11 protein-coding genes, 2 tRNA genes and 1 pseudogene (1 of these 14 cut by a window edge) are annotated in these 16183 nt (G+C 38.8%); 6 read left to right on the top strand and 8 right to left on the bottom strand.

Going from position 1 to position 16183, the window contains the following annotated elements:
* Both ACED29_RS11225 and ACED29_RS11220 read left to right on the top strand, forming a co-directional pair.
* Positions 1 to 49 (top strand) — tRNA-Met (locus ACED29_RS11225); it begins 149 nt to the left of the window's first position.
* A 185-nt stretch (positions 50 to 234) separates the two neighbouring features.
* A tRNA-Met gene (locus ACED29_RS11220) sits at positions 235 to 310 on the top strand.
* A 713-nt stretch (positions 311 to 1023) separates the two neighbouring features.
* Here the strand turns inward: ACED29_RS11220 and ACED29_RS11215 are convergent.
* The 7 genes from ACED29_RS11215 to prmB all read right to left on the bottom strand — a co-directional run bounded on the left by ACED29_RS11215 (position 1024) and on the right by prmB (position 7076).
* Positions 1024 to 1386 carry a rhodanese-like domain-containing protein gene (locus ACED29_RS11215; protein WP_371697696.1) on the bottom strand — a complete coding sequence of 121 codons (363 nt, stop codon included), beginning with the start codon at positions 1384 to 1386 and terminating at the stop codon, positions 1024 to 1026.
* A 374-nt stretch (positions 1387 to 1760) separates the two neighbouring features.
* Positions 1761 to 2300, bottom strand: a complete 540-nt coding sequence (locus ACED29_RS11210) for an RNA methyltransferase (RefSeq protein WP_371697695.1) — start codon at positions 2298 to 2300, stop codon at positions 1761 to 1763.
* 22 nt (positions 2301 to 2322) lie between these two features.
* A complete protein-coding gene (locus ACED29_RS11205; RefSeq protein ID WP_124016328.1) occupies positions 2323 to 2601 on the bottom strand; it encodes a YfcL family protein in 279 nt (92 codons plus the stop codon).
* Between the two features lie 3 nt (positions 2602 to 2604).
* Positions 2605 to 3759: an ATP-NAD kinase family protein gene (locus tag ACED29_RS11200; protein ID WP_124016327.1), complete on the bottom strand. Its 1155-nt coding sequence runs from the start codon at positions 3757 to 3759 to the stop codon at positions 2605 to 2607.
* A gap of 35 nt (positions 3760 to 3794) precedes the next feature.
* Entirely contained in the window at positions 3795 to 4982 is a 1188-nt protein-coding gene (locus ACED29_RS11195; RefSeq protein WP_371697694.1) for an MFS transporter, read from the bottom strand.
* Entirely contained in the window at positions 4982 to 6076 is a 1095-nt protein-coding gene (gene aroC, locus ACED29_RS11190) for a chorismate synthase (protein WP_371697693.1), read from the bottom strand. Before aroC ends, ACED29_RS11195 begins: the two co-directional genes overlap by 1 nt.
* Positions 6077 to 6131: 55 nt before the next feature.
* The gene (gene prmB, locus ACED29_RS11185) at positions 6132 to 7076 is read right to left on the bottom strand and encodes a 50S ribosomal protein L3 N(5)-glutamine methyltransferase (RefSeq protein WP_124016324.1); all 945 of its coding nucleotides are present in this window, start codon (positions 7074 to 7076) and stop codon (positions 6132 to 6134) included.
* 79 nt (positions 7077 to 7155) lie between these two features.
* Between prmB and smrB the strand changes: the two genes are divergently transcribed.
* Positions 7156 to 7683: an endonuclease SmrB gene (gene smrB / locus ACED29_RS11180; protein ID WP_124016323.1), complete on the top strand. Its 528-nt coding sequence runs from the start codon at positions 7156 to 7158 to the stop codon at positions 7681 to 7683.
* Between the two features lie 85 nt (positions 7684 to 7768).
* Here the strand turns inward: smrB and sixA are convergent, their stop codons facing one another.
* Positions 7769 to 8242, bottom strand: coding sequence for a phosphohistidine phosphatase SixA (sixA, locus tag ACED29_RS11175; RefSeq protein WP_182697072.1), 474 nt, complete (start codon positions 8240 to 8242; stop codon positions 7769 to 7771).
* 188 nt (positions 8243 to 8430) lie between these two features.
* Here sixA and ACED29_RS11170 point away from each other — a divergent pair, with 188 nt between their 5' ends.
* The 3 genes and pseudogenes from ACED29_RS11170 to ACED29_RS11160 form a co-directional block, all read left to right on the top strand.
* Entirely contained in the window at positions 8431 to 11220 is a 2790-nt protein-coding gene (locus ACED29_RS11170) for an insulinase family protein (RefSeq protein WP_371697692.1), read from the top strand.
* Between the two features lie 284 nt (positions 11221 to 11504).
* Entirely contained in the window at positions 11505 to 15815 is a 4311-nt protein-coding gene (locus tag ACED29_RS11165; RefSeq protein ID WP_371697691.1) for an EAL domain-containing protein, read from the top strand.
* 109 nt (positions 15816 to 15924) lie between these two features.
* A pseudogene (locus ACED29_RS11160) lies at positions 15925 to 16183 on the top strand (hypothetical protein); the annotation flags it as partial.

Here is a 16183-nt window from a genome sequence, read left to right as displayed (position 1 = left end):
CGGGCTCATAACCCGAAGGTCGTAAGTTCAAGTCCTACTCCCGCAACCATTTCTTAATCAATAGAATAAAAATAATTGATAGTGTTTTCGGACACAGGATAGAGCAGTTGATAGCTTGTCGGACTCAGCTTTTTATAAATAAAGAGTCGAACGTCGTAGTTTTTTATCAAGTCCTACTCCCTCAATCATTTCTTTAATCAATAGAATAAAAACAATTGATAGCGTTATATCGGACGCGGGATGGAGCAGTTGGTAGCTCGTCGGGCTCATAACCCGAAGGTCGTAGGTTCAAGTCCTACTCCCGCAACCATTTCTTAATCAATAGAATAAAAATAATTGATAGTGTTTTCGGACACAGGATAGAGCAGTTGATAGCTTGTCGGGCTCAGCTTTTTATAAATAAAGAGTCGAAGGTCGTAGTTTTTTATCAAGTCCTACTCCCGCAACCATTTCTATTAGTAAACTTCCTATATTCATCTAATACCTCATCGTAATGCAACCATTCCCATAGCTAAGCACAGCAATTAATGCCCCTTCGGACTCAATACTGTCATTTTTTAGAGGCTTGCTAGAAACTGCTCAATTGTTTTATAGATTAAGTCAGGCTGTCAGAAAAGGTCGTGTAAGTTCGAGCTTCGATAATCGTTAACTCTGTCTTAGGTAAGTTATGATTCAAAAAATAGCATACATCAAAGACATCATCTGCTCCTTATCACCGACAATAATGTGAACCGGAATCGTAATTGCTTCAAGGCTCCCTATAAAATCAAACTTATCACATGCATAAAAATCATTTCACATAACCCTAGGGCTTAAAGATATTTTGAGATGTCTATCTTCAATGTAATTCATCAGCCATTGTGCTAGTTAGCTCACAATGGTTAACTTATTACCTTGTGGGGGCTCTGGAAGGTGAAGTGTTACAGCGTTATCAAAAAACTGCTGTTGATACTCCCAAACAACAGGGTACATCCTCAACCATGCAGAAATATTAACGTCATTGTTAACGTCTTTTTTCTGATGTTATTTCGATATTGGCAACGCTAATTTCCACCAGCTGAGCATTCCACCTTCAAGTTGATACACATCAGTAAACCCAAACTGTTTAAACTTTCTAACTCCAGGAATACTTCGATGGGCAGAGAGACATATAACGACAGTGGTTATCTCTTGTGATAATTGCAGCTGTTTTATCGTGTTAATGGAAAGCGATGTAATGGGCAGGTTTAGCGAACCTTCTATATGCGACTTGTCCCATTCCATTTTTGATCGAACATCTACTATTTGAATGCTATTTTTCTGAAGTCGCTTAAACACCGCTTGGGCGTCCATTTCAGGTACTTTTCCAAATGGTAGCCACTGAGCCAGATTGTTTAATATCGACATGACATACTCCAAATATTGCTGCCTAATGCGTATGCCTAATCAGGCTTGATTGAAAAATATTGATTGGTTCCAAGGCATCAAATGAATAATGATGACTTTAGGTTTATATCAAAATCACTATCAATGGTCATTATCGATAATCTCTATGGCAATCATATCTGCCACATAAGCCAATTCATCAAGCTTTGATTAACATAGATTGTATTGGTATCACTAACGTTAAATCTAACATGAAGCAGCACCTAAGCAATACTCAAGTACCAGAGCTAGCGACTATTTAACATATCTCTACTCTAGTGCTACAGTGATAATAAAAATGCCGAAAGATCTCTCATTCGGCATTTTTACAATCTAAAATATTGATTTAAATAAAGTTACTTCAACCAATGTTTTACTCTGGTGCGATTATTATTGTCCCGGCTTTGCTTAATTAATTCATCATCGGCTCTAACTTGAGTCGTTTTTGCTAATCGGTCATAAAGCAACACATTCACTGAAGCCGCTAAATTCATACAGCCCACTGTGGGGACGTATACAACATTCTCAGCAGCATCAATTAATTGCTGTGGAATAGTGCCATCTTCTGGGCCAAATATATAAAACGCATTTTCGGGATGAATAAATAAAGGCAGCGGCGTAGCACCTACTACCAGATCAACACAGACTATCGTCGCCCCTTCTGGCACGCTATCGAGTAGTGATTCGACACCCACCAGAGGAATCCGTTTAGCTGCATCTTTAGTGTCGACATCGTATTGAGCATCTCCTGACTTCGCTGCTAATTCGTAGCGTTTTCCGGTATAGCAAACATTATCAACACCGTAACAGCCTGCTGCACGCATAATACCGCCAACATTAACCGGAGTCTTAGGATTGACTAAACCAATAGTCACTTGCGAAGAAGGATTTACCATAAAAGCTGTTTATCTATTCCAGTTATGCTGCTTGAGCAACAATACGTTGACGTAATTGCTGCCACGCAGCTTCCACTAATGAAAAATCATGTTCATCTAATTCTTCATTTGCCAAGGCAAGGCACTTAACTAATTTTTGATCCAGTGCTGCTAAATCTTGTTCAGCCTCTATTTCTAATTCGGCTAACACAACGGCGACATGGCCTTGTAAATAACCACAAGCAAACAATGCATCATCGTCGCTGTGGCTAACACTGTCTTCAATCCAGGACTCTAATGCTGCATCGTACTGTTCTAACATGTTCTAGTTCTCCACTAAATCTGGGTTGGCTACTTGATACATCACGTAATCATGGTAACCCGTGACTATTTTGTAATAGCCAGTGAGTGCTTTATCTAATTCAGGGTCGCCACTATCCACAATAAGTGGCCTGCCTTCAAGTGCTTTTAACTTAGTTTTTGTCGCTAAGATTAAAATATTGTCTTTTTCTATTTGTCTGATGAGATCAGGTGACAACTGCTGATTACCTCGACCTAAAATATGCCCTTGCCCGCCGATTAAAGTGATCACCAGTTTTACGCTGGGATACGTTTTTTTATCCGCAATGAACGTGAGCAGTTGCTGCGCCGTTACATCCTGAGCCATAATCTGTTTATGTTGAATAACATCAACACCGAGCAAGGTATTAGCTAAGCCTAAATCTTCCATTACGGCGGCAACAGTGCTGCCAGACCCCATAATATAAAGTTCATCGTCCATGGATTCAATTATGTCAGCGGCAATGTCGGCCAGCACTAATTCATCGACTTCTTTTCCGCCCATTTTAACGGCTTGTATGTAACGCGGCTCTGCAGGAACCGTCATCTCACCGAATCGTCTCGCTTTTACAATGCCTTGCCTAAACGCAACTTCATCGATATCCATAACATCGGCTGACATCAAACTGACTAACTCACCGTTTAATAGCATACGGACCACTACACCCGATGCATGCGGAGTAATGCCATACACTCCAGAATGAATTTTCACTCCAGCGGGAACGCCCAGTACAGGGAAAGAATCATCAACAACAGCGTAAATATCACGAGCAGTACCATCACCACCGGCAAATAACAGCAAATCTAATTGATGCTCAAGTAAGCATTTAACCGCTTGCTGTGTATCTAGCGCAGATGTTTTTTCAGCAGAGCGAGTCTCAATAGCGCGATACACCTCTTGAGTGCTAAAGCCCATTTGGCGACATAACAACCCGCCCATGTCACCAGATGCGGTAATAATATCGATTTGTTCAGCAAACGGTAAAATGACATCCAAAGCCTGTTGCATACGTTGTTGTGCTTTAGGTATGGCGCCTTTAGCTAAGGCTTCATTAGCTACACCATCAGAGCCTTTTAAGCCGACACTCCCGCCTAAACCAGCGAGTGGATTAATGATAATTCCTAAGCGAAAACGTTTCACATCAACTCCTTGCTATAACGACAATACTGTTTTAATTAACCATGAGCAGTGGTTGTATTTGTAGCTGCTTCACCATTGATGTTAGGGATCATCAGTACCGCAAACATTGATAGCAATGCACAGCTTGCAGCAAATACCCACACCCACATGGTTTGACTACCATCGCCCCAAATCATGCCGCTTATCCATGTACCTAGTGCACCGCCCACGCCAAAACTAACACTGGCATATAATGCCTGCCCAGTGCTGCGGTGACTGACATTAAAATGCCGATGAATAAAATGAATTGATGCTGCATGCACTAAGCCAAAGGTAAATGCATGTAATAATTGGCTGACGATTAATAATGAAACATGTTCAACGCCAAACGCTAACAGTAACCAGCGAACCGAAGTCAGCAAAAGACTCACCACCAGTAACACTCGAATACCATATTGGCGGATAAGACGCGATGAATAGAAAAAGATCACAATTTCAGCTAAAACGCCTAAAGCGACCAGTATTCCAGCAATTGTTTCAGAGTAGCCGACCTGTTTTAAATACAATACAAAGAAGCCATAAAATGGCCCTACACTCATCTGCAATAACATTGCCGATAACATAAACCACACTAATGATGCATCAAATGTCAGCTTGGGCCGTTCAGATTTATTGACCACCACACTGCGATTAGCGGGTAATGGGAGCGAGCAAGCAAATAAACCTAAAAATAATATCATCCCCATATAAGGCAATACTTCTGGCCCCCAGTGATCAATTGCCAGGCCACCACTGATCACCAGCACGATATATCCCACACTGCCCCAACTGCGAATAGCCCCATAACGCTCTGATTTATCACCTAAGGTTTCTAAGGTAATTACTTCTAATTGAGCAAGAATCGAATTCCAAAAGAAGGTATAAATAGCCAGACTGACCGCGAGATATATGAAGCTACCATCAAAGAAAAAACTGGTGTAAGTAATCGCGGCGGCAAAGGATCCGAGCTTAATCAGTTCTGAGCGCATACCAGTGCGATCGGCCACAGCAGCCCACACATTAGGCGCAACAATTCGAGTCGCCATCAATATTGCCAAGAGAAAACCAATTTCTTGGGCATTGAATCCTCGACTATCAAAGAAAACGCCCAAATAGGGAACCATAATGCCGAGAATGGAAAAAAAGAAAAAATAACAAGCGCCGAGCCAGCGTAAATCTGGCTCGGCGCGCTTAACTGAGGACATTAGCGCATTCCGATAACTGGCGTTTGACTGGTTACATCATGGTTTTGAGCACGATGTCTTAATAAATGATCCATTAAAACAATGGCTAGCATCGCTTCAGCAATAGGAACTGCACGAATGCCCACACAAGGATCATGGCGACCTTTGGTGATCATCTCAATACTCTCGCCCTGCACTGTAATGCTTTGGCCTGGCACGCTAATGCTTGAGGTGGGTTTTAACGCAATATTGGCAACGACTGGCTGACCAGATGAAATTCCACCCAAAACGCCACCAGCATGATTAGAGGCAAAACCTTGTGGAGACATTAAGTCGCGACCTTCTGAACCTTTTTGAGTAACAACCCCGAAGCCATCACCAATTTCAACACCTTTAACCGCATTAATGCCCATCAATGCATGGGCAATATCGGCATCGAGACGGTCAAATACTGGCTCGCCTAAACCCACTGGTACACCAGTCGCGACAACGGTAACTTTAGCACCAATTGAGTCGCCGGATTTGCGCAAGCCACGCATATACTCATCTAATGCTTCTAATTTAGCGACATCAGGAAAGAAAAATGCATTTTGTTCAATTTGAGCTAAATCGATAGTCTCAGCACAAATAGGTCCTAATTGAGCAAGGTAGCCATAAATTTCAATGCCATGAACTTGCTTGAGATATTTTTTAGCTACAGCACCCGCGGCAACACGCATTGCCGTTTCACGCGCAGACGAACGGCCACCGCCACGGTAATCACGCATGCCGTACTTTTGCTGATAAGTATAATCAGCATGACCGGGACGGAAGGTGTCTTTAATATCGGAGTAATCTTGGCTGCGTTGATCGGTATTTTCAATCAATAAACCAATAGAGGTGCCAGTGGTTTTGCCTTCAAAGACACCTGACAAAATTCTCACTTCATCAGCTTCCCGACGAGCAGTAGTATAGCGAGACGTGCCAGGACGACGGCGATCTAAATCATGCTGCATATCTTCAACTGTTAGCTCAAGTCCTGGCGGACAGCCGTCAATAATACAACCTAACGCGACACCATGGCTTTCACCAAAAGTTGTCACCACAAAATTTTGACCGATACTATTTCCTGACATGAGCGTTAACTACCTCTATTTAAATTTACAGTAATGCGTTTGCTGTACCTGCCTATTATTCACTATCTTTATAGATGGCGAAAAGTGATTCATTTTCAACTAGCTGATCACGGGTCAATACAAACACACCATCACCGCCAAATTCAAAATCAACCCAAGTAAATGGCATATCCGGATACTGCTCAATCAAATGCACCATTGAATTACCAACTTCAACGACCAGTAAACCGGTTTCGGTAAGATAATCTGCTGCATTAGCTAAGATACGCTTGGTTAAATCTAAGCCGTCATTACCAGATGCTAATCCAATCGCAGGTTCGTGATGATACTCTTCTGGCATGTCACCAATATCTTGGGCATCTACATATGGCGGGTTAGAAACAATTAAGTCGTAATGTGGGCCTTTAGAAATAGCCGAGAATAAATCAGATTGCATAGGGAAAACACGATCTAACACGCCCAATGATTCAATATTAATCTGAGCAACTTCAAGCGCATCTTCACTAATATCTAATGCGTCCACTTCTGCATCTTCAAATGCATAAGCACAAGCAATGGCAATACAAGCACTGCCAGTACACAAATCCATAATGCGATTAACTGGCTTGTTGTACAACCAAGGGCTAAATTGATTATTAATCATTTCAGCAATCGGTGAACGCGGTACAAGCACGCGTTCATCAACATAAAATTCAAGTCCGGCAAAATTGGCTTTATTGGTTAAATACGGTACAGGTAAGCGCTCACGAACTCGACGAATGATCAACTCAACGATTTTGTGTTTTTCGCTACTGGTTAAATTACTTAAAATAACTTGCTGGCCGATTTCTTCAGGTAAGTGTAGAGCATGAAAAACCAATGCAATCGCTTCATCCCAAGCATTATCCGTTCCGTGCCCATAATAAATATTGGCATCATTAAAACGGCTAACAGCCCAACGTAACATATCAGCGATGGTACTTAACTCAGTGACAGCTTCATCTACAAAGATCTTATCCAAAACACACTCCTTAAAAATTGTTCTGCGCTATTGTAACTGATGTCTATTAAGATGACCTAGAATTCAATACAATACGCTTATGAAACACGATAATTATGCAGACTCATCGCTGTTTAGTGCATTAATCGCAGATATCAAACCGCTACGGCAAGATACTCACCACTTTAAACAGCCAGTCAAAGCCAAACAACAGTTCGAAACCAAAGAACGTCAGATTCATGCTGATAGTTATTTTTCGGACATATATCAGCCGCTTATGCCGGTCGATGGACCTATGCGCTGGATTAATTCCAACACAGATAAACATGAATTGAAACGTTTAAGACGCGGGGACTATTCACCCGACCTATTGTTAGATTTACATGGAATGCGACAAGCAGAAGCCAAACTTGAATTAGCGGCGCTGATTCAAGCATGCGTTAAGCAAAGCATAATATGTTGCAGTGTTATGCACGGTTATGGAATGGGAATTTTAAAGCAACAAACGCCAATGTGGCTAGCACAACATCCAAACGTAAAAGCCTTTCACCAAGCACCAAAAGAATGGGGCGGCGATGCAGCGTTGTTAGTATTGATTGATATTGGTGATCATCCTCACCGACGTTAATTTGAGAAAATAAGCACGGACAGTAAAAAGGTAAGTAATCACTTACCTTTTTTGCAAACTGGTTTTATGCAACACGCAATTACCATTACACAACAACTTGATGTGGTGCTGTCATTGCTACGAAACTGGCATTTTGAGCATGTTTGTCAATATGAGCCACTGCAGAAGTAGCAAACAAAGGCGGTTCCATACCAGCCACAAGCTCACTAACCATAAAGCCTAAAAGAGGCATATGAGCAATAACCAAGACATTATCTGCCTTATATTGTTCGGCATAAGCCAAGACAAGATCAACCGCTCTTATTGCATCACCGGAAGGAGTAACATCGTCAAGTACCAGCAACTTACGCGGTTCAGGTAAGTGTTTACTGACTTTTTGCCATGTTTGCTGAGATCGTAAATACGGACTCACAATCACCAAGTCAAAATGACTGACTTGTCTTGCTAACCAATTAGCCATATCGCCCGTCTGAATTCGACCATTGTCAGTTAACTTTCGTTCTCTGTCTGACGGTGCATTCAAACTCGCTTCACCATGGCGCATCAAAAATAGCTGCATACTTCTCTCAAGATATTTTTATTCTCATTATGACCCAATTGTAGCGTTAATCCCCGTAACAACAAACCTAGAATTAAGCATATTAAGATAAACTTTAGTCGATAATAGGATAAAACTGCCCAAGGTAATTTGCTAAAAAGTAATAACAAGATCAATATATAACAAGTTATCTTTTCTGGAGCCTCCTCTTGCCTGAATTTCCAGCAGTTTATAAAAGCCAAAATGATCATCGCCAGTATCAATATCGAGTGTTAAATAACCAACTCAAAGTACTGCTGGTTGAAGATATGCAATCAAATCAAGCCGCTGCTTCTATGGCAGTGAGTGTTGGTCATTTTGACGATCCGGTTGAGCGTCCTGGTATGGCACATTTTCTTGAACATATGTTGTTTTTAGGGACTGAAAAATATCCAGACTCAGGCGAGTATCATGCTTACATTAATCAACATGGCGGCAGTAATAATGCATGGACAGGTACTGAACAAACAAATTTTTTCTACAGTATTAACGCTGAAGCCTTAGAAGGTTCACTAGACAGATTTAGTCAATTTTTCATTGCACCTAAGTTTGATTTAGAGCTGGTTGATAGAGAAAGGCAAGCAATCGAATCTGAATTCAGTTTGAAATTAAAAGATGACATTCGCCGTGTTTATCAAGTCCAAAAAGAAACCGTTAACCCAAAGCATCCGTTTTCAAAATTCTCTGTAGGTAACCAAAAAACCTTAGCAGGCAAACAAGCAGGCATAAGAGATGAACTGCTGGCTTTTTATCAACAACATTACAGCGCAAATATCATGACATTGTGCGTGGTAGCCCCCTGCCCTATAGCCAAACTAGAAAGCATTGTTGAGCAATACTTTTCAAACATCCTCAATAGAAATGTAAGTAAACACTATCCTTGTGAAGCGTTGATAACAAAGGCTGAACAACAAAAGCACATACAAATAATACCGTTAAAAGATCAAAAACGAGTCAGTATTAGTTTTTCCCTGCCAGAGATAGACCAATTTTATAAACGCAAACCGCTTACATTTATCAGCCACTTACTCGGTAATGAAAGTCCGGGAAGTTTGCTTTCGTATTTAAAAATACATGGGCTAGCCAATAATTTATCTGCGGGCGGCGGTGTTAACGGCTACAACTTTAAAGATTACTCAATTAGCATACAATTAACCGACAAAGGATTGATAGAACTTAATGAAGTGGTTAGCTGTGTTTTTGAATACATCGAGCTAATTAAACAGCAAGGTATTCAAGCGTGGCGTTACCAAGAACGAGCCAACTTACTTGATACGGCATTTCGGTTTCAAGAACAAATTAAAACCTTGGATCTAGCGAGTCATCTTAGTATTAACATGCACCATTACGATATTGAAGACATTATCTATGGCGACTATCGTATGGATGAGATGCTCGAGGATGAAACTACACAACTGCTTGGCATGATGTCGGTGAGCAATATGCGTTTGCTCACGGTAGCGAAAGAGTCTCAAGTCGATAGTCACGCTGATTGGTACAACACTCCTTATCAGGTTAGAGCATTACAGCCTCAGCAAATCGCAAAATGGTCATTAGTCTCCATAAGAGATGAGCTCAAGCTGCCTGAAAAAAATCCGTTTATTGTCGCCAATCCGCAAGCTCGAGCAAACAAAAGCAATACACAAGTACCAACCATTGTTGCTGAAGGCGAAGGTTATCGCATTTGGCATAAAAAAGATGATGAATTTAATGTCCCTAAAGGGCATTTATATTTATCGCTAGACTCAGAGCAAGCTAGCTCAACACCAAGACAAGCAGCATTAACAAGACTGTACGTTGAAATGCTAATTGATTACCTAGCAGAACCAACATACCAAGCAGAGGTTGCTGGGCTTAACTATAATATTTACCCCCACCAAGGTGGTATTACTCTGCATTTAACCGGTTTTACTGGTAACCAAGAAAAACTGCTCACTCTAATCATCAATAAAGCCCGCGAGCGTAACTTTACCGAACAACGTTTTAACATGATTAAAAATCAGATATTACGTAGTTGGAATAACGTTGCTCAAGCCAAACCGATATCACAGTTATTTACCAGCCTAACCGTGACACTGCAAAAAAGAAGTTTTGAACCGACCAGAATGGCTGAAGAACTTACGCTGCTGAGCCTTGATGATTTACATCAACATGTAAGTGTATTTTATGAAAAATTTTATCTTGAAGGTCTGGTATACGGTGACTGGCTGGTTGAAGAAGCGCAGCAACTAGGCAAGCGCTTACAGCATTTATTATCATTAGTCACAAAACCAAGCGCAGAAGCATCACGCGAATTGATTAATCTGGATAAAAGAGGTTCATTACTGCGGGAGAAAACAATTGCTCATCAAGATAGCGCGATTATTGTTTACTATCAGTCCCGAAAGGCGACTCCCGAACGTGTTGCATTATTCAGTTTATTAAACCATACGATGTCATCAACCTTTTTTCATGAACTGCGCACCAAACAGCAATTGGGCTATATGGTGGGAACAGGTTATTTACCGTTAAACAGACACCCTGGAATAATTTTTTATGTGCAGTCTCCTACTACGGGGCCAAGGCAACTTCTTGAAGCTATAGATGAATTCATCGCTGACTTTAATTATGCAGTGATGCAAATAACGAATGAACAATGGGAAAGCACCAAGCAAGGCATGATTAGCCAAATCATGGAACACGATACCAACCTAAAAACCCGCAGCCAACGCTACTGGGTAAGCTTAGGTAATCGAGACTATAAATTTAATCAACGTGAAATGGTCGTATCGGAAGTCGAAAAACTCACCAGAGCAGACTTGATTAAGTTTATGGTCGCGCACATGCGCAGTAAAGATTGTGATCGTTTAGTCCTATTTAACAGTGGAGATCAACATCTCAATCAAGCAAGCTTAAGTTCAGATAATATGATCGAAGACTTAAAAACATTTAAACAGCAAGCTGATAAATTTCAGTTTTAGCAAATGTCTTTAGCTAAAAGGCGTCATATACCAAGTAGGCTACCATTATGTTAACAAATCGTCTTAGCTACAATTAATAGTACGAAATACCAAATAAAACTTTCGTATTAGTTAACCAGTTGATTAAAAAATAGTTATTTAAGCATTTTATGGTAATAATTGACTAATATTCTATCAATCAGACCTTTTTTGTTAACATGCTTTTGACAAAGCCCTTAGTTTCTGAAAAAGTAGACAAATCATCGACTTCTTTGCGGCATCGAAAGAGAATAAGTATAAAAATTATGCCTAAAATTTTACTCTTCATATGTGTTTATTTTATTTTTAGCTTCAGCGCAACAGCCATTGAAGCTGACAAAACAGAATCAAACTTCGATCTACTGCTAAATTATACTAACTACGGCGTTGCAGATGGTTTATCCCAGGACACCGTAACGGCGATCGTTGAAGATGCGGAGGGTTATGTATGGGTTGGTACAATCAATGGCTTAAATCGTTTTGACGGTAATGAATTTAAGCAATTCTATGCCGATGATAATGCAAATTCTCTACCCAGCTCTTTTATTCGTAATTTACTGATTGATGACAATGGTGTTCTGCAAATCGGGACAGATAAAGGTCTCGTTCAATTTGATAAAGAAACAGAATCATTCACTAAAAACAGTATCTCAACTCAAATTGGTGAACAAGCTATTTGGTCTATATCAAAGCAAGATGGTGAAATCTTTGTTGGCTTGAATGGCAAATTTATATCTTATAAAAATAATAACCAACACTTCATTTTTGAAGATATAAAATTAAAAGAAATAAAAAATGTAATTAAATTAGATGATTTTTTTTACATTAGAAATTATGAAGGCGATATTTTTAAAAAAGACGTCAACACTCTTAATAAAATATTAAGTAAATCTAATGACATTATAAATTTCAACAACAATATCATCACAGCAACCGATCAAGGTTTGTTTGTCCTTAATGAAGAAATAAAAAAAATATCTGAATTGAAATTAACAGACTTATCCATTAACTCTAGCAATAGAGATAATATTATCGGACTATACGAGAACAAACTATTTAATCTTGAAATTATTAATAACAAAATAGAGTGGAACTCTATCGGTGAGATTCAAGTTGAAGGTGAAAAATTCATTAAATCATTCATCTCCATATACAAGGAAAATCTTTATATCTCAAATTATAATGATGGGTTTATAAAAATCTCGCCCGAAAATAATTATGTAAAAAAAATAAAAGGCACACCTCAAAATATATGGTCAACATCAAAATATAAAAAAAATATATACTTAGTTAATGATGAAAGCAATATATATGTCTATAATGAAAATGTGATTTTAAAAAAAACAATTAAGACATCATTACCTCATGGGCCAAAATCAATATTATTGATTAATGAAATAGCATTTGTCGGCACAAAGTCTGGTTTGTTTATAATAAATATAGAAAATGGTATTGAGAAAAAAATAAATGATGATTTAATAGTTAGTATAAAATATAACGAAAATGAAAATAAAATCTATAGCTCAAATTTCAAAGGTGAAATACAGGTTCTATCTCCAACGGGTGAAATTACAGAGAAAATAAATACAAATTTCAGCTATCCGATCTATGACATGATTAAAATAGGCTCTAAGTTATGGATAGCATCTCAAGCAGGCCTTCTATTATGGGAGAATAATAATATAACAAAAGTTTTCCATGACGATATAGTTTTTAATATAGCTTTTAATAAAAATAAAATCTACTTTGGTACTCGAAGTGCTATTTACTCGATGGACAGCAATACAACTACTAAACCAAAAATGATATTTAACAGAAAAAAATTAATATATTCCATGGCTTTCATTGACAACATACTTATTGCATCGTCGAATAGAGAAGTTTATATTATTGACACAGAGACAAGTGTCGCTCACACTCTTAACATTGAGAATGGTGTATTAAAAGACTATAACACTCAGTCGTTATTGGTGATGAATAAGTCTGTATTATTTGGCGGGCCCGATGGGCTTAGTTTAGTAGAGCCGAATAAGATATTAACCGCAATGTCAAAAAACTCCACTGATAAAATAAAATTTACGGATTTCCTCTTATTCAATAGCCCTGTCAATATTGGATCAAAAATCCTTAATAAACCTATAGATAACCTTAATGAAATCACATTAAAATATTCAGACTATCCATTTACAATAAAATTTAATATTTTAGGGAAGAATAATAACGATTTTGAATTTTTCTATTATTTAGAGGATTTAGAAAAGAACTGGTTGTCCACGAAAGGAAATAACAGTGTAACCTATACAAATTTATCAGCTGGAAAATATACTTTTAAACTATATTCTGAAAATAGGCTTTCAGGTAAAAAAACTGATGTTAAAAGTATAAAAATATTAGTTACACCTCCTTGGTGGTTATCTTTAGAAGCCAAGTTGGTATATGGAATGTTTATATTATTCCTTATAGTTTTATCTTTTAAAGTTATCATTCGCCGACGAGAGATTCAAAAACAAATAGCCCAAAGCGAAGAGCGGTTAAAACTTTCTTTGTGGGGAAGTGGCGATGAAATGTGGGATTGGGATATTGAAAGTGGCAAAATTTACCGCTCGAACATCTGGGGCTCTTTAGACTTCCCTCAAGACGGCCGTCGCTCGGGTAATCCTGATGAAGAAAGTAATATCCACCCTCTCGATAGAGAACGGGTGACCAAAGCGTTAAATGATCACTTTAGCGCACTGACAGACCATTTTGAAATAGCATATCGAGTCAAAGCACGTAACCAGCAATGGATATGGATTTTAGATAGAGCAAAAATTGTCGAGCGCGATCAAAAAGATCGACCTTTGCGTATGACTGGTACAATTAAAGACATCAATAATATAAAACAAGCAGAAGAGCAATTGCGTTTATTCGCAAGAGCTATTGAAAATATCTCTGAGGGGATGTTTATTCTTGATGAAAAATATCAATTTGTTGAAGTAAATGAAGCTTGTTGTGAACTCAGTGAATTAACAAGAGAAAAATTTGTCGATGAAATACTCAACTTCTCTCGCTATCCAGCGAGCTATTCTGAACAAATAAGAAACTTACTAAAACAACAAGGTCGTTGGAGCGGCGAAATTGAAGCCAGTAAAGGTAAAGACAATTTTTTCTTAATGGAGCTAACCATTGATGCCATCTACAATGAACAAGGTGAAACCAGCCATTATGTCGGTGTTTTCTCAGATATAACACGTCGTAAACAACAGGAAGAAGAGCTCAGAAAGCTGACCAACAATGACTTACTTACCGGTTTACCTAATCGTTCTAGTTTGCAAGTCACACTAAGTAACCTAGTCAAAAAAGATATTCATCATACGTTAATGGTGCTTGATTTAGATAATTTTAAGCGTATTAACGATTCTTTAGGCCATCAGATTGGTGATGATTTATTAATTGGTGTAGCAGAGAGAATTAAATTAGCCATTCCCAAACATGCCAGCCTATACCGCCTTGGAGGAGATGAATTTGCCTTACTCGTCGATCAACATCCTGATATAGGTGCATGCGCCGCCATTGCCACACAAGTGATTAATTGTTTAAAGCCGGCTTTTATTCTTAATAATGATTCACTCGTACTCGGTATTAGTATTGGTATTGTGCTTTACCCTGAAGATGAGCAAAACGAGCAAGCATTATTACGTAAAGCAGACATCGCCATGTATCACGCAAAATCTGGTGGTGGTAATCGCTATCAGTTCTATTCAGAATCATTAAACCAAAACGCATTACGTCAACTTGAAATAGAAACCTTAATCAGAGAAGCACTCAAAGACGATTTATTTGAAGTCTATTACCAACCTAAAATTGATGTGAAGAAAGATCGTCTCACCGGTATGGAAGCATTAGTAAGATTAAATCATCCTAAATTAGGCTTGATAGGACCGAATGAATTTATTCCTTTGGCCGAAGAAAATGGTTTGATTGTTGAAATTGGTGACGTGGTGCTAAGAAAAGCTTGCTTTGCCGCGCAAAAATGGCTCGAATCAGGCCTGTTTAGTGGCAGAGTCGCTGTCAATTTATCGTCAAGGCAATTTGCTCTTCCTGATCTGCAACAACGAATAGAGTCAATTTTACGACTCACAAAATTACCAGCTAAACACTTAGAACTTGAGATCACTGAAGGGACTGTGATTAAAAATCCAGAGCAAGCGATTAAGGTGATGCAACAATTAGCAAAAATGGGCGTTAGCTTGGCACTTGACGACTTTGGTACCGGTTACTCCTCTTTGTCATATCTAAAAAGATTCCCGATTAACTGCTTAAAAATTGATAAAACCTTTGTCGATGACATTGATAAATCCGACCGAGATCTCAAGATGGTCGATTCAATTATTACCATAGCCCACAATATGGGACTGACTGTGGTAGGTGAAGGTGTAGAACAAACGGCTCAATTAAACATCTTAAAAGCACTTAATTGTGAGGAAATTCAAGGATATATATACAGTAAACCTATTAGAGAAGCCGACTTTGAGCTAATGCTTGCTGCCGATAAACTTAAGTTTGATACCATCAACGAAATCCAAATAAAAAAATAAGTCACTCTCTCTTATATTTGGCATAACAAATGCAGGTACAAGTTCAGTTGTCAAAATAATATTGTTATTTAACCCTGAGCCTGAATTACTAAATATAAGAGAGATTAAAATGATTAAAGGAATTATTACAGTAGCAGTTTTATCGGCATTATCTATCGTTAGCGTTACTATGGTAAATGGACTTGAAAATCAGATAACCGGTATTCCTGCAATCAAAGTCCTAGACACCCAAACAGCCGGTATTCCTGCAATCAAAGTCCTAGACACTCAAACAGCCGGTATTCCAGCAATCAAAGTCCTAGACACAAAAACAGCCGGTATTCCTGCAATCAAAGTCCTAGACACACAAACAGCCGGTATTCCTGCAA

The sequence above is a fragment of the Shewanella sp. 5S214 genome (assembly GCF_041439795.1).
GTDB classification, from domain to species: Bacteria; Pseudomonadota; Gammaproteobacteria; order Enterobacterales; family Shewanellaceae; genus Shewanella; species Shewanella vesiculosa.
Note: the sequence above shows the minus strand (reverse complement) of the source record. Positions and strands in the feature narration are given on the sequence as shown.

What these genes read in the sequence shown, in the direction of transcription:
- ACED29_RS11210 (WP_371697695.1), bottom strand. Translation starts at nt 2,300, where the DNA reads ATGGTAAATCCTTCTTCGCAAGTGACTATTGGTTTAGTCAATCCTAAG.
- ACED29_RS11195 (WP_371697694.1), bottom strand. Translation starts at nt 4,982, where the DNA reads ATGTCCTCAGTTAAGCGCGCCGAGCCAGATTTACGCTGGCTCGGCGCT.
- ACED29_RS11165 (WP_371697691.1), top strand. Translation starts at nt 11,505, where the DNA reads ATGCCTAAAATTTTACTCTTCATATGTGTTTATTTTATTTTTAGCTTC.
- sixA (WP_182697072.1), bottom strand. Translation starts at nt 8,242, where the DNA reads ATGCAGCTATTTTTGATGCGCCATGGTGAAGCGAGTTTGAATGCACCG.
- smrB (WP_124016323.1), top strand. Translation starts at nt 7,156, where the DNA reads ATGAAACACGATAATTATGCAGACTCATCGCTGTTTAGTGCATTAATC.
- aroC (WP_371697693.1), bottom strand. Translation starts at nt 6,076, where the DNA reads ATGTCAGGAAATAGTATCGGTCAAAATTTTGTGGTGACAACTTTTGGT.
- ACED29_RS11215 (WP_371697696.1), bottom strand. Translation starts at nt 1,386, where the DNA reads ATGTCGATATTAAACAATCTGGCTCAGTGGCTACCATTTGGAAAAGTA.
- ACED29_RS11205 (WP_124016328.1), bottom strand. Translation starts at nt 2,601, where the DNA reads ATGTTAGAACAGTACGATGCAGCATTAGAGTCCTGGATTGAAGACAGT.